Genomic DNA, 14,338 nt, shown 5'->3' with positions numbered 1-14,338 from the left:
ACGAGGGCATCCGTTGCAATGTTCAGTTTATAGTTGCTGTTTAACTAAAGAGAGCATTACCATGATAGGCCAACATAGAATAAAAAAAGGCGAGTCAATGCGAGCTTCATTAATCAATATCTCGGCGCTATGCCGTCGGCAAGGTGGCGCGTCTGGGGTTAAACTACTGCTGATTATTTTAGCGACCATGTTGGTGACTGTGGGATTAACATTTTTTATTATCCGCACTTATATCTTCCCGTCGCCGTTAACCCCCGTCACCTTAACGGCCAAAGAAACTCAACAGCTAGACCATAAACTGGCACAATTGGGCTGGCAAGCTGAGCCTAGCACTCAAGTGAGTCAATCGTCAGATCCCAACAAGCGAAGCAATCGTGGCAATAATAACAGCGCAGAGTTAACCCCACAGGCCTATCGAGAATTTGACGCCGACCGTCAGGTGACCTTTAGTGAAAAAGAAGTTAATTCAATGATTGGCCGCAATCCTGATTTTGCGCAGCGTGTCGCGATTGATTTTTCCAATAATTTAGCCAGCGCCAAAATGCTGATCCCCATCCCAGAAGATTTCCCGATTATGGCAGGGGAGATTTTACGAGTGAATACAGGGCTAGATATTCATTTAGACGCTAATCGTCGCCCGGTGGTCGCTCTGGTTGGCGTGAGCTTAATGGGCGTACCTATCCCGAATGCCTGGCTTGGGAATATGAAAAACGTCAATTTGGTGGGTGAGTTTGGCGATCGCGGCTTTTGGAATGCGTTTGCCGATGGTGTGGATGATATTCAAATTCGTGACGGTGAGCTGTCGATCAAACTGCGAGAGTAAATTTTGTAAACCGAGGGTGTTTTGAAAAGTGGGCATTGATATCAAGCCCACTATTTACCATTTACTTATCACAAGATTGTTCTGGACTGATTTATTCTAAGAGCGACTCATGCTAAGAACGACTATTCTAGGTGCGACTCATTCTAAGATCGACCATTTCTAGGTACGAGTATTTCTAGGTGCGATAAAGTACCTTCACCACATGCCAACCAAATTTGGTTTTGACTAAGTGTGGGGTAATTAATTCACCGTTGAAACACACTTTGTCAAATGGTGGCACCATCTGACCTTTTTTGAACTCACCTAAGTTACCACCACTTTTAGCTGAAGGGCAGCTAGAATGCTTTTTGGCTAACACGTCAAACTTGGCGCCATTATTAAGCTGCTTGATGATGTCTTCAGCTTGAGTTTGGTGTTTAACTAATATATGTAATGCTGCTGCGGTTTTGGCCATGATGTCGGTCTTAGTGTCGCTGTAGTTAGCGCATTATTATACCTGCTTTGTCAGCTAAATTGGCAGTAGATCCTTACCCGAATAATATATTCAATCCCATAAGGTCAAAGATGGTGAGCATTGAGTGATGTTTACACCATTATGTTGCCGGGTGACCAGGTCAATCTCTCGCCAAAAAAATCAATTGTAAACACAGCACGAGAGTAAAGAGGATTGCGCCAACAATAACGATTGCCAGCACTAATAATAAGCTTGAAAACTGAATAAACGGTGAATCAAAATGCGCTAAATAGAATTGCGTAAATTGACTGAAAACTGCCAAAGTATCATAGGTAAACATCAATAATAGTGTTGCAATAATGATCACTGGCAGGTAAAAACCATATTGAGGTTTAGTCCAGCGTTGCCGCCTAGCTTTACTCACAAAAAATGCATTCAAGAGTGTGTTTGACATGGGTATTTAGGCAGTCCAATGACGCGCTTACTATGGTGCACTTTAGCGTAAGATAACCGTGTTGAGATTTGCATCGTTCATGCTTTTCTTAGGCTGAATGCGCTTACAAGCTCAGTTAGCTATGGCATATTATCTCATTGGGACTGGCCATTTTCGTGCCGTTGTCAGTGATATTCATTACGCTAACCAGTCAATCAGCTAGGCATAACTTGCTATCGTTTGCGCAAGTTTAGTGATTAAACACTGTTTAAATGGATTACAGTATTGGCAAGTTTATAAAATACCGCGAGCAGATAATGAAAAGGAAATTTTAATGCTTAAGCGAATCATACCATTATGTATAGCGAGTGCGATGACTATGGCAACACCTGTTCATGCAGAAGAAGACAAATATATTTGGCTAGAAGATGTTGAAGGCGCAAAGCCAATGGAATGGGTTAAGCAGCAAAATGCCCTGTCTGCGGCCCACATTAAGGCTTACCCAAGTTTTGATAATCTGGTGGCAAACAGCCTAGAGATCTTAAACGATAAAGCGCGTATCCCTTATGCCAGCCGCATTGGCGATTATTTGTATAATTTTTGGAAAGATGAAACCCACCAGCGTGGAATTTATCGCCGTACCACGTTAGCTGAATACGCCAAAGCGCAACCAAACTGGGAAACGGTGCTTGATATTGATGCCCTCGGTAAAGCTGAGAGTGTTAATTGGGTATTTAAGGGCATTGAATGCCAATACCCACAAAACGAGCGCTGCTTTGTGTCCTTGTCTCGCGGTGGTGCAGATGCTGCTGAAGTACGCGAATTTAATTTAACCACTAAATCTTTTGTCGACAGTACTCAGCAGCCGTTTGTGTTGGCTGAGGCGAAGTCAATGCTAAGCTGGATTGATAAAGATAGCGTGTTTGTTGGTACTGATTTTGGTGATGGGCACAGTATGACCGATTCAGGCTACCCAAGTGTGGTTAAATTGTGGCAACGCGGTACGCCATTGTCTGCCGCTAAATTAGTGTTTAGAGGCGATAAAACATCCGTTGCGGTGTCGGGTTATGTGATGTTTGATGATAAAACACCACTGAATATCGTCACCGAAAGCTTAACCTTTTACACCGCGAAACATTATGTTTATCAAAATAAAAAGCTGGTCTCGCTGCCTATTCCTGAGGATGCAGATTTAAAAGGCTACTTTAAGGGGCAGCTGTATATTGAGTTAAAAAGTGATTTAGTCACTAAAAACGGTACTTTTAAACAAGGTGCCATCGTCTATACCCCAGTAAATAAGCTGATTGCGCAAAAACCAGCGTTTAGTGAATTGGTATCGCCAACGAAGCACGCCTCTATTTCGCAAGTGTCATTTAGCCAGAATGCTATTTTTGTCACTTGGTTGGATGATGTAAAAAGCCAACTTGTACGCTACATGCAAAATGATAAAGGTGAGTGGCAAAGTAAGCCTGTCCCCTTTGAAGCTAATGGCACCTTAAGTGTGTTTGATGTTGAACGTGATAGCGATGACTTTTTTGTTAACTACACCAGTTTTTTAGAGCCTGCCAGTTTATATCGCTTAAATGGTGCAAGCCTAAAAGCGGATAAAATTAAAGCGATGCCACAGCAATTTGGCGCCGATAAATTTGTCACCCAGCAGTATTTTGTTGAATCAAAAGACGGCACTAAAGTGCCTTATTTTGTGGTGATGGCTAAAGACATCAAACTCGATAACAGCAACCCTACGTTACTTTACGGTTATGGCGGTTTTGAAGTGTCTCGCTTGCCGGCCTATTCGGCCACTATTGGCAAAAACTGGTTAGAGCAGGGCGGTGTATACGTGCTTGCCAACATTCGTGGTGGTGGCGAATACGGCCCCGCTTGGCATCAAGCGGCGTTAAAACAACATCGTCATAAAGCGTATGAAGATTTTGAAGCCATTGCAGAAGACTTAATTGCCCGTAAAATCACCTCAAGCCAACATCTTGGCATTCAAGGTGGCAGTAATGGTGGCTTGCTAGTGGGCGCTGCATTTACTCGTCGCCCTGAGCTATATAACGCCGTAGTGTGTCAAGTGCCGTTATTGGACATGAAACGCTACAATAAGTTATTAGCAGGTGCCAGCTGGATGGGTGAATACGGTAATCCTGATATCGCACAAGAGTGGGCCTATATTAAAACCTACTCGCCGTATCATAATTTAACACTAGGGGTTACATACCCTAAAGTGTTTTTTACTACCTCAACACGTGATGATCGGGTTCATCCTGCACACGCGCGTAAAATGGTGGCTAAAATGGCAGACATGGGCATTGATGTGTTGTATTTTGAGAACATCGAAGGCGGCCATGCTGGCGCGGCAGATAACACTCAAGCTGCCGAGTTAAGCTCAATGGTTTACGCTTACTTAATGCAGCAGCTGCGTTAAAAAACTTGGTTAGTGATTAATAAAGAAAGGGTTTCAGTGCTACTGAAGCCCTTTTTTTATATTTTAGAATTCAACGTTGATTTTTACGCTAATTCTAACAGTGATGTTCACATTAGTGTTTACGTTAGTATTTACCTTAGTGCATCGATGCTTAACCTACCCAATAATGAAAAAATTGCCGCAGTGAAGTACTGCGGCAAAATAGCCTGAAGCAAATGAGCGCGAGTGATCCTTTCGCGCCATTAGCTAGGGGGGTAGGCTCAATGACGATTAATTAGTGGCGCTAATTAACTCAATATCATTACTTGCCAGTGTGCCATTGATTTTAATGGCGACCTGGTAAAGCAGCGTCGCATTATCGGATGCTTTGCTTTGTAAGTCGAGGTCATGGACATTAAACGTATATGTACCGGTTGTGTCGGTGGCTTCCAATGTTCCAGTGCATTCATCGCTAGTTGAACTGTCGCATTGATAGCTTTGGGTGACATGCCAACGTTTCCAAGCCTTAGGTTTGGTGGACGGTGAGGCTGGGTCGGGAAAACCAAAATACACAATATCGTAATCGGCTACGTTAGTGAGTGCTTCGCCGTCACTATTGGCAACGGTGAATGATAGTGCGCCAGTGGTGGCATCAAATGTGTCGAGTTTAACCACCACGCTGCTGGCATCATCGATACTAACGCCATCAATTACTGGCGGCACAACAACGGGAGGTACAACGACCACTGGTGGATCAATAACAGCCACGTCGTCATCGTTATCACTATTACAGCCAAATATTAGTAATGAACTGGCTAATATGGCGCTGAGATATTTAACTTTCATCATGCGCTCCTTAATTGAAATGTCCGGTATGACAAGTAGTACATTCCATATCGGTTTGAACACTGGCCAAAGGCATAACAGATGCTTCTTTATTATGACAGACTTGACATGCTTGTGCTTCAGCAGAAGGTTTAGCTTCTGGTAATGCTGAAATATCTTCTAAGGCATAAGCGCGGTTGAGCAGTTCAACAATATGAAAAGCCATACTGGCTGATAGACGTTTACAGCGCTCACCTTTTTTGACAAACGGTAAGCCTGATGCAGCAGACCAGTTACTAATAGATGAGTGACATAATGGGCTGTTGGCAATAGAGGTTGCACCGACTTCTAATGATTTCTCTTCCGTAGAACCAATCCCAGCAATAAACTCAGCAGAGGATAAAGGTAAATCTGTCGTTTCATAGTAGCGGAATGAAGCACCAATAATGGCACTGTTTTGGCCATTAATGTCATCTAGGAAATTGATTAACATACCCGATGCATTTAAGTTTCCACAAAGTGTTCCTTGACCCACAACCCCTGCCCAACCATAACCGGCTAATGCTGTTGGTATGGTGGCAAATTTGCTGGCATCAGCACTACTAGATGCTGCAAGCATAGTGATAATGGCATGGAAAACTTGGTGCATACAGCCGCCGCCCGTTTCATAGGCTAACTTAGCGGTTGCCATTGCATCTAAAGGTACATATTTGAGTTTTTCACCTAACTCTAAGCGGTAGTTACCGGCTTCATCGGTGGCGGCAAATGCCGATGTACCTAATAGTGTTGCCCCAGCAGCTGCGGTGCTTAATCCAATAATTTTTGTTAATGCTTGGCGTCTATTTATGCTCATTGTGGTTACCCTCTATATCATTGTTGTTATATTCAAGCGCTAATATTTGTTATGGCTTAGGCTTGTTTTGACATTCGTTGCTGGCCTGAATGTCGGCAGCAACGCGATGACCTAACAATAATCAATAGGGTTATTAATGGTGTGATTTATGCCCGATAAAACTGTTTTTAAAAAACCATTAAATTTAGCTAATAAACACTGACTATGACGGTCAAAAATAAATACCAAAAGCGCTTTTTTTGTGACAGTAGTCTTATTATTTATAAGATTTATGCATATTTATCTGTGTATTTATTGAAATTAACATCATGAAATTATGTGATTAACGTCTCAATTACATCATTGTTAGTCATTACACCTTACAAAATTTAAGGAATAATAGTGTGAAGATATCGGGATCACAGATTTCATAAGATTTTCTGCATACACTTTATCAATTGTTAACAGTATTGAGGCAGTTGATATGCAATTGGGCCATTGCAGGTTTGATATCGACAAAGGTGATCTGATCAATCAGGAAAGTGGCGTGGTGTGGCACCTTCCCCGAGCAGAGCTACATGTGCTGACATTATTGGTCGAGTATCAAGGCAAAGTTGTTGCTAAACCCTTATTAGAATCTGGCTATGGTGATAAATCGCATTTAAGCAGTGCTTCGGTGGCGCGAGCCATATTTACATTGCGGTCTTTTTTTGGGCCACAGCAGGAATCTCTTATTGAAACGGTTAAAGGTCAGGGCTACTTACTGCGGCATCATCGTCCTCGTAAGCAAACAGCAAGTGTATTACCGTCGATTATTCGCCGTCATTCTGGATTACTAATCGTAACGGCAATAATACTAATCGTTTGTAGCATTGCTGCAGTGAAACTGATGCAGCCTATTGTTACACCAACCCCGCCTTTGAGTGTCAATACCGTTAAACTCTTATCTGGAAGTACCGTTGATGTGATGCTCTATGCCCCATCAAGAACCAACAATGAGCAGTTGATTGAACTTGGGCAACAAATACAGCAAAGCTTTGCCGATTGTGACGTGAGCAGTTGGGAGAGAGTTTATTTATCACTGTCTCACGACAAGCAAGTATTGAACATTACCTTGCGGGGAGATCTCTTAGGACAGTCTCTTATTCGTAATTTAAAAATCAGTGATTTAAGGCAGCCTAAACAGTTTGTTAATCGTGATTGGCTCAGGCAGGTGAATATTTGTGACACGATTAACGCACAGCTAGCCCAAACAAGTCAGCATTTGGAGTAATAATAGTATGACTAGAAGTAGATTGTGGGCTATTAATATTATGATCTTAGTGTTATTGCTGGCCAGTATGGGAATTATTTATAGACTTACTACACGTGTGCCAAGTTTTATGCTCAGTTGCAGTTCAGAATTATTTCATCGTAAGAGCGCGGCACAAGACCAACGTCATTATTTATTAGTCGATTTAGTCTCCAATGAAGGCCAAGCTCAGATTAATTATCGTTATTTTGACTACGAGGGTAATTTGGCGGGTACATTATCAATGAAAGGAACTGTGGATAGAATTGATACCGAAAATCAAATCTACGATATTTCAGTGACCACCAAAAAAGAATTCCTGGCGAGTCACAACTCAAAAGTGCCACAGCATTTAGCGTACTTGTCTTATGTCAGTAGTTTAAATTTAAATAAAAAAGGGCTGCATTCGTTATCGCTTCAAGTTATTGAGCGAGACGAAGCAAAAGATTATGCGGTGGTCCTGTTTCAACCTAGCAATACCGTGTGTGGTTGTCGCTTAGTGCATTAATCAAACCCAATAAAAAGGTCGATGCAAATGCATCGACCTTCTAGTGTCTAGGGCTTGTTGACCTTTCGTGTTCAAAGGGCTAAACGGTTTAGCGCTTTGAATAAAAATGCGGCGCCTAGCATTGTACGCTAATACCTAGCACAAACTCTTCGCTTACAAATAAGGACGACCGTTTAGCCGAACCCTTCGGGCTGCGTTTGTGGCTTCTTTGTACTGCGTTATCGCTTATTAATGTATAACAACGACATGTCATAAGCTCTGCCTTGGATAAAACTGCCACAAAATGCAGCAGCATTCACCTTCAAAGATCTACCGGCCCTAGTGACTACCCGTTATATTTTTATTGAGTTGAGCGTGACTTGTTTGGTCTGAGTGACTTCACCCACGGGCAAAATAGTACGGCCGTATTCGGCATTCAGTAACTGCGCCATAGCAAAATAAATGGCACTTGCTCCGCAGAAAATACCTTCAAATCCTGCGATAGTGCCAAGCAGGGCATTATCGGTAAAGTCGTGTGCAGCCAGTAAGAAAAACAACACCGTCAATGAACCAAATATCACTTGTTTTGCTCGTGGATATCGTAAAGACCCGACAAACATAAAGGCGGTAAATATGCCCCATAAGGTTAAATACCAGCCCATAAAATGAGCGGGACTGGCGGCAACACCCATGTTTGGCATTAATATTAGCCCAACTAAAGTCAACCAAAACAAACCGTAGGAAGTAAATGCTGTTGTGCCAAAGGTATCGCCGCGCATAAAGCACATGATGCCCACAATCACTTGGCCAATGCCACCGTAAAAAATCCCCATCGCAAGGATCATCGAATCAATTGGAAAGTAACCCGCATTGTGAATATTCAGCAAAATGGTGGTCATGCCAAAGCCCATTAATCCCAGTGGCGCTGGGTTGGCCAGTTTTGTAGACATTAAGTTCCCCTAGTGTAAAGGTCACTGAATCCTGTCGATTCAGTGAGCGTTAATCTGTATCTTTATAGCGTAAGGCGCGCATTCTAGAGAAAGGGGGCCGGGGTCGCAATATGCCTGAAGAGGTAGCAGTATTGTAAAATGTAATAATAAATTATCATTAAAAACAATTACTTAAACTCGTTGTGAGTAATTGGCATATTTGAATGAAAATTAATATTGTAGGAAGTTATTTGAATTCAATTAGATAGACAGACATCTTACAATGAGGGTGATGGTATTCACCGTTTGAGTGGTAAGCGTGACCCCCATAATGTATCGCCTAAATAATCGCCAATTCGCCGCAGCAATAATGGGTTAAAGCCGCAGATATTTGTGATCATGCTTGGGTTAATGAGCTAAACTTGATTAAGGCTACAAAACGTTAATAAAGTTTCTTTTAATGCTAAAAAGTGTGTCGTGACAGAGGTTGTTGTCAGTTAATGTCAGTTAATGTTAATTGATGCCAGCGCCATTTTCGGTGTCTATCGGCTTATGATTCACTCAATATCACCTTATTTCGGGCGCTAATTTTGGACTGAAGCAATCCGGTATCCGCAAGATCGATTGCTTACTCTATCGGTATGTCTTGGTCGCTGAGTTCAACTACCCCCAAAATTGGTGATAATGTTAATTTGCTGTCCGCAATTGTCATTGGCATGAGTCGGACAATGACCGAGTATATTGAGGGCTCTTTAAGGTATTGTTGGGCGAATTCAAATTATCTAATTTGTTTCCTAGGTCATAGATTAGCTTTCTAATGATAGTTAATCTGTGGTTAGCTCTTAACTAAAACCACATTAAATAGGTCAAAATCATTTTGGTTTATTTATCATCGGAGGTTATATGCAACATAAGTTTATCACTACGGTATTAGGCACTTTACAGCCCAATCTTCTGCAATCACTTGCTCAAGTCAGCCGTGAAATAGGCGCAAGTTGGGAAACCAGTAAAGTCATCAAACTCGACGGGCAATTTGTTGCAATGATGCGGGTTATGATAGATGTCGATAAGGAAGCTTCCTTAAAACAAGCATTAGAGCAGCAGTTTTCGCAATTGACTTTTGTCTATGCTGAGTTTGAACATCAATCTATACATTTATCTACAGAGTGTAAACTCACTTTAGATTGCAATGATCGTTCGGGTTTAACCCATGATATTAATGAAATTTTATCAGACCTTGATGTGAGTGTTGATCACCAAGAATGTTATCGTGTGCAAGTAAGCAGTTTAGGTAAAACGGTATATAGCGCTAAGATGACGTTAAGGTTACCGGAGAACGTGACCAAAGCGCTGTTAGTATCTCAACTTGAAACCTTAAGCGATAATATTCGTATCGATGTTACTAAGTAAACTCTGCTTAAGACAAGAAACGATTATCAGACAGCCATTTGTTATGCTATCTGAGTTGCATTGACTTGCAATAGGTTAACTATTGACCCCGCGGTTAACACGTGAAAACGGCTTGTTAGCTAAACAAATGGCAAGTTTGATATGAAATAGATGAACTATGCTAATTTTTACCTATTTACCCCATGCTTAACCCGAGTTGAGGTTAAGTTGAGGTAGGGCAACCATTACGACTGTGTTTGTAAGCTGTCGACGGCAATAGTCGCCTTAGCCAATCGTGACAAATAGGTGGTTAATTAATTTACACTTATTGGTATTACACCATAGTAAGTTGCTTAATCGCCTGCTCGGTTAGCGATTCGGTATAAGGGTTAATTTTGCAATGCTCAACACTCCAACCTTTGACAAAACGCTGAAAATCAGCCCAAGCCACGCAATATAAAGGCCGCCATTGCTGTTGTACATCAAGCGGATTTATTTGAGGGTGAAACGCTATGAGTCCTTGCGTTAAAGCGGCAAAGTAATGATTAAGATGGTCATTAATTAAGGCTTCTGGCTCTCGATAGTTCAGCACACTGCTTAACAGCATGATCACGTCTTTCATGCCACAGCCCTGACCAATATATTGAAAGTCTACCGCAGCGGCGCGATCATCTGGGCTAAAGCAAAAATTAGCTAATTTTGCATCACCGTGTACCAAGGTTTGGTACTTAGATTGCCTCAGCGCTTGGTCGATAAGGTGAGCCGCTGACTTAAGCGGGCTTTCGGGTAGGGCGGCTAATTCATCCGGTCGGGTGCCTAGATGCCAGTAAGTGCCTATAGGCCAAAGCCCATTAGGCTCGACATGCATGTATTTAGCATGAAAATGTCCCAACCAGGTTAAACACTCGCGCACAGTCGCGGGTGTGGCAGTTTTTCTTACTTGGGTAAAACCGATGTTATATAAATCTTGTAATATTAATAGGGTTTCATCGGCTTGTTGGTCGACATGTATGCAACGGGGCAACGGGCACATTGAGTGCTCTGCATGGGCATTAGCATAGTGTTGATACCAATTAACTTCTACTTGATACGACCGCAATTTACGTTGATGCGACAGCGGCGTGTTCCAACCTTTAGGATGTGATTCTGGTTGAGGGAAACAGATATATTTTACAATCACAGACGGGTATGGCTTGCCAGTGACATAGGCTCGAAATAGCTGACCATACCCTCCCCAAAGCGGCTGTATTTTCTCGATATGATCTAGCGAAGTTGCACCTAGGGCATGGGTAATTCGCGTTAGTATATTAGGTGGAATACTCAAGGTGTTCTCGTGTTAGTGATGTTATCGATATGATTTTTTAATCGCGACCTTAGTCTTGTAATAATAGTAACAAATTTTGTTGGTTCAATTAAATATTCGCTAACATGCTAGCCAAGACTGGTTGAGGATATAGTCAATTTGATATTATTTTACTAAAAAATCATGATATTAAAGGTAGTGAAGAGACTATTTTATTCTTTTCAACAACAAGGCTGCCAATGGCAACTTTGTTGTTAAGTCATATTTATGAGTGGCTTACACCGTTGGGCGGTGTAAATCAAAGCGTAACTGGTCTGAAATACCATAATAGGCAGATGGACCGCCAGCACGTAATACCGGTTCAGCTAATGCCGTTTGATAAATCCCTTCGGCGCTGAGTAAGTGCTTTTCAATATGCACCGCCACGACTTCACCTAACACTAGCCAGCTATCAATTTTGTCACCATTTGCTGCCGTTAGCTGGATGCATTGCGACAGTTTGCATTCGAAGCTAACAGGGCTTTGTGCAATACGATCAGCCTTAACTATGTTGCCTGCTATTGGGGTTAATCCTGCAAATTCAAATTCATCGGTGCCATGAGGTAATGCCGCAGAGGTTTGATTCATTTGCTCGGCTAAACTGCGGGTGGTTAAGTTCCACACAAACTCGCCGGTTTCAACAATATTGGCGACGCTGTCTTTCCAGCCGGTACTGGCAAAACCGATAATGGGCGGATCGTAATTAAAGCAGTTAAAGAAACTATAAGGCGCGAGGTTTCGCTGGCCTTGGGCATTACGAGAGGCAATCCAACCAATTGGGCGCGGGCCTATAATGGCATTTAGTGGGTTATGTGGTAGACCATGGCCTTTGCTTGGTTCATAAAAATAGCGATTATCAGCACTCATATCTTCCCTTCTTTATATTGGTAAACTTAAATGACGTTATTAGGCATGACGATGTCATCAATATTTTGAAATCAATACGGTAAAATTAATATCATATCATCAATATCATGGCATTCATTATAGGGACAGATATGGCCATGGTTATGGCATTCATTATAGGGACTGATATGGCCATCGTTATGGCATTCATTATAGGAACCGATATGGCCATCGTTATGGCATTCATTATAGGGACTGATATGACCATCGTTATGGCATTCATTATAGGAACCGATATGGCCATCGTTATGGCATTTATTATAGGGACTGATATGACCATAGTTATGGCTTCATTATAAGGACAGTTATGCCATTAATGCAGTCCACAGCAATCGTAAACCGACTATTATCATTAAACTGAGAATGATTTTCTTAAACTGTTTGTCGTTAAATTTATCTTGAATACGCAGCCCCAGTTTTACCCCAATCCAAGCGATAGGCGCCAACGATACAGATATCAATAAATTGCTACCATTGATTTGTCCCAGCATGCTGTAGGGAATTAACTTGACCATATTTACCACTGCAAAAAAGACTACCGCAGTGCCCAAGTATTCTGTTTTGGCTAAACGCAGTGGAATTAAATAGGCATTTAATGGTGGCCCGCCGGCATGGGCTACAAAGCTAGTAAAGCCTGCAATAGTGCCGCAAACTTGGCCAATGAACGAGGACGGTTTACCTTGTGACCATTCACCTAAAGTGAGGCCATAAATACCAAACCCTAACGAAATCCCTCCTAATATACCGCGTAAATATTGCTCGTTAAGTTGATCAAATAACAGATAAGCCACCACGATACCGACAATGGCAGCAGGCAATAAAATCCACAATTGCGCGGTATTGTGTTTTCCCCACCAAGAACGCACACTTAAAAAATCCATGTAAACTAATAACGGTAACATCACCGCTGCCGCGGTTGCTGGGCTAATCGCTAATGCCAACAACGGGACGGTTAATCCGCCTGCACCGCCAGCAAAACCTGATTTTGACATACCAGTGATTAACACTGCCGGAATAGCCACTAACCAAAATAACGGATCTGTTAACACCGATGCTCCCGCGCCAATCATTGCTATTGGCTATTGATATTAGATAATTGGAATTGGCTATTTGATATTGTTAGTCAGAGATAATATCACTGCCTTTTAGTATAGAGTCAGTTAATTAACACAATATATAACCTCAACTCCAGATAAGAGATATAACTCTACGGCACATAAACTATCAATGAAGGGATAACGAAACGATGATCCAATTGAGCGAGTGGCAGCAGCAGGGACAATACCTTCTCATTAACGGTCAGCAAATTTTTACCCGTCAAGCGGGGGATTGTAAGGCGCCTGCATTATTGCTCATTCATGGTTTTCCTAGCGCCAGTTGGGATTGGGAAGGCATGTGGTATGAATTAACCCAGCACTATTATGTGATCACTCTGGATATGTTGGGTTTTGGCTTATCAGATAAACCCAAAAATTCGGCATATTTAATAAGCGACCAAGCCGATATTTATCAGGCATGCTTATACAAGCTAGGTGTCAGTGAATATCATATTTTAGCTCATGATTACGGTGACACTGTCGCGCAAGAGTTGTTAGCGAGGCAAATTGACGGCTGTAGTCCATTGACCATCGAGAGTGTGTGCTTTTTAAATGGTGGTTTGTTTCCTGAAACCCATAAACCGCTATTCATTCAGAAGTTGTTGTTGTCGCCGTTAGGGGTTTTGGTGTCTAAACTGATCAACAAACAAAAGTTTGCCAATAATCTACAACACATATTTGGGCCGTCGACACCACCTTCGCCAGAAGCGATCGACACTCTATGGCAATTATTAACCCACAATGACGGTTTGTCGGTGATGCATAAATTGATTCACTACATTACTCAGCGACAACAATACCGTGAGCGTTGGGTGGGTGCCATTATCAACAGTAAGATACCGATAAAGCTGATCGCCGGAGCGCTCGATCCGATCTCGGGTCAGCATATGATCGATCATTATCGAGATTTGATCCCCAATGCCAATGTCACTGAAATGCTAACCTTAGGCCACTACCCGCACATCGAAGATGCACAAGCCATTACCACGGCCTATTTACAATTTAGACATAGCATTGAGTGAGGCTCAAAATATTGAAAAAAGACAGCATAAAGATCAATAAAGCTGTCATGTTTAATTGATATTATTAGCCGATATTCTTTAGATTTATTGAGTAAATCACA

The 14,338-nt window shown here is 42.0% G+C and carries 15 protein-coding genes; 7 read left to right on the top strand and 8 right to left on the bottom strand.

The window, feature by feature from the left end:
- Nucleotides 1-97 precede the first annotated feature (97 nt).
- Complete coding sequence (locus AAEY93_RS01480; protein ID WP_124012621.1) at nucleotides 98-823, top strand: arginine N-succinyltransferase; 726 nt, start codon at nucleotides 98-100, stop codon at nucleotides 821-823.
- A 175-nt stretch (nucleotides 824-998) separates the two neighbouring features.
- On the opposite strand, the gene AAEY93_RS01475 is transcribed toward AAEY93_RS01480, so the two are convergent.
- Nucleotides 999-1,277, bottom strand: coding sequence for a peptidylprolyl isomerase (locus AAEY93_RS01475; RefSeq protein ID WP_011639051.1), 279 nt, complete (start codon nucleotides 1,275-1,277; stop codon nucleotides 999-1,001).
- 160 nt (nucleotides 1,278-1,437) lie between these two features.
- Nucleotides 1,438-1,731: a hypothetical protein gene (locus AAEY93_RS01470; protein WP_351074566.1), complete on the bottom strand. Its 294-nt coding sequence runs from the start codon at nucleotides 1,729-1,731 to the stop codon at nucleotides 1,438-1,440.
- A 313-nt stretch (nucleotides 1,732-2,044) separates the two neighbouring features.
- Here AAEY93_RS01470 and AAEY93_RS01465 point away from each other — a divergent pair, with 313 nt between their 5' ends.
- A complete protein-coding gene (locus AAEY93_RS01465; RefSeq protein WP_351074564.1) occupies nucleotides 2,045-4,138 on the top strand; it encodes a prolyl oligopeptidase family serine peptidase in 2,094 nt (697 codons plus the stop codon).
- 270 nt (nucleotides 4,139-4,408) lie between these two features.
- Here the strand turns inward: AAEY93_RS01465 and AAEY93_RS01460 are convergent, their stop codons facing one another.
- A complete protein-coding gene (locus tag AAEY93_RS01460) occupies nucleotides 4,409-4,966 on the bottom strand; it encodes a hypothetical protein (RefSeq protein ID WP_335687190.1) in 558 nt (185 codons plus the stop codon).
- Between the two features lie 7 nt (nucleotides 4,967-4,973).
- Nucleotides 4,974-5,795, bottom strand: a complete 822-nt coding sequence (locus tag AAEY93_RS01455; protein WP_101033917.1) for a cytochrome c3 family protein — start codon at nucleotides 5,793-5,795, stop codon at nucleotides 4,974-4,976.
- Between the two features lie 463 nt (nucleotides 5,796-6,258).
- On the opposite strand from AAEY93_RS01455, the gene AAEY93_RS01450 reads away from it, so the two are divergent.
- Nucleotides 6,259-7,047 (top strand): winged helix-turn-helix domain-containing protein, encoded by a 789-nt coding sequence (locus AAEY93_RS01450; RefSeq protein WP_351074561.1) that lies wholly within the window; start codon nucleotides 6,259-6,261, stop codon nucleotides 7,045-7,047.
- 7 nt (nucleotides 7,048-7,054) lie between these two features.
- On the top strand, nucleotides 7,055-7,573 hold the full coding sequence (locus AAEY93_RS01445; protein WP_101033919.1) for a hypothetical protein: 519 nt from the start codon (nucleotides 7,055-7,057) through the stop codon (nucleotides 7,571-7,573).
- A gap of 332 nt (nucleotides 7,574-7,905) precedes the next feature.
- Here the strand turns inward: AAEY93_RS01445 and AAEY93_RS01440 are convergent, their stop codons facing one another.
- Nucleotides 7,906-8,502 (bottom strand): acetate uptake transporter, encoded by a 597-nt coding sequence (locus AAEY93_RS01440; protein ID WP_101033920.1) that lies wholly within the window; start codon nucleotides 8,500-8,502, stop codon nucleotides 7,906-7,908.
- 882 nt (nucleotides 8,503-9,384) lie between these two features.
- On the opposite strand from AAEY93_RS01440, the gene AAEY93_RS01435 reads away from it, so the two are divergent.
- Nucleotides 9,385-9,891, top strand: a complete 507-nt coding sequence (locus tag AAEY93_RS01435; RefSeq protein WP_101033921.1) for a glycine cleavage system transcriptional repressor — start codon at nucleotides 9,385-9,387, stop codon at nucleotides 9,889-9,891.
- A 313-nt stretch (nucleotides 9,892-10,204) separates the two neighbouring features.
- On the opposite strand, the gene AAEY93_RS01430 is transcribed toward AAEY93_RS01435, so the two are convergent.
- Complete coding sequence (locus tag AAEY93_RS01430) at nucleotides 10,205-11,194, bottom strand: phosphotransferase (RefSeq protein WP_351074558.1); 990 nt, start codon at nucleotides 11,192-11,194, stop codon at nucleotides 10,205-10,207.
- Between the two features lie 255 nt (nucleotides 11,195-11,449).
- The gene (locus AAEY93_RS01425; protein WP_101033923.1) at nucleotides 11,450-12,079 is read right to left on the bottom strand and encodes a flavin reductase family protein; all 630 of its coding nucleotides are present in this window, start codon (nucleotides 12,077-12,079) and stop codon (nucleotides 11,450-11,452) included.
- 131 nt (nucleotides 12,080-12,210) lie between these two features.
- Here AAEY93_RS01425 and AAEY93_RS01420 point away from each other — a divergent pair, with 131 nt between their 5' ends.
- Nucleotides 12,211-12,417, top strand: coding sequence for a hypothetical protein (locus AAEY93_RS01420; RefSeq protein ID WP_351074556.1), 207 nt, complete (start codon nucleotides 12,211-12,213; stop codon nucleotides 12,415-12,417).
- 6 nt (nucleotides 12,418-12,423) lie between these two features.
- On the opposite strand, the gene AAEY93_RS01415 is transcribed toward AAEY93_RS01420, so the two are convergent.
- Entirely contained in the window at nucleotides 12,424-13,167 is a 744-nt protein-coding gene (locus tag AAEY93_RS01415) for a sulfite exporter TauE/SafE family protein (protein WP_101034795.1), read from the bottom strand.
- A 197-nt stretch (nucleotides 13,168-13,364) separates the two neighbouring features.
- Between AAEY93_RS01415 and AAEY93_RS01410 the strand changes: the two genes are divergently transcribed.
- Nucleotides 13,365-14,237: an alpha/beta fold hydrolase gene (locus tag AAEY93_RS01410; RefSeq protein ID WP_124012607.1), complete on the top strand. Its 873-nt coding sequence runs from the start codon at nucleotides 13,365-13,367 to the stop codon at nucleotides 14,235-14,237.
- The last annotated feature ends 101 nt before the right edge of the window (nucleotides 14,238-14,338 follow it).

The organism is Shewanella sp. CAL98-MNA-CIBAN-0140 (assembly GCF_040309905.1).
GTDB lineage: Bacteria > Pseudomonadota > Gammaproteobacteria > Enterobacterales > Shewanellaceae > Shewanella > Shewanella psychromarinicola.
This window is presented reverse-complemented; position numbering and strand designations above follow the sequence as displayed.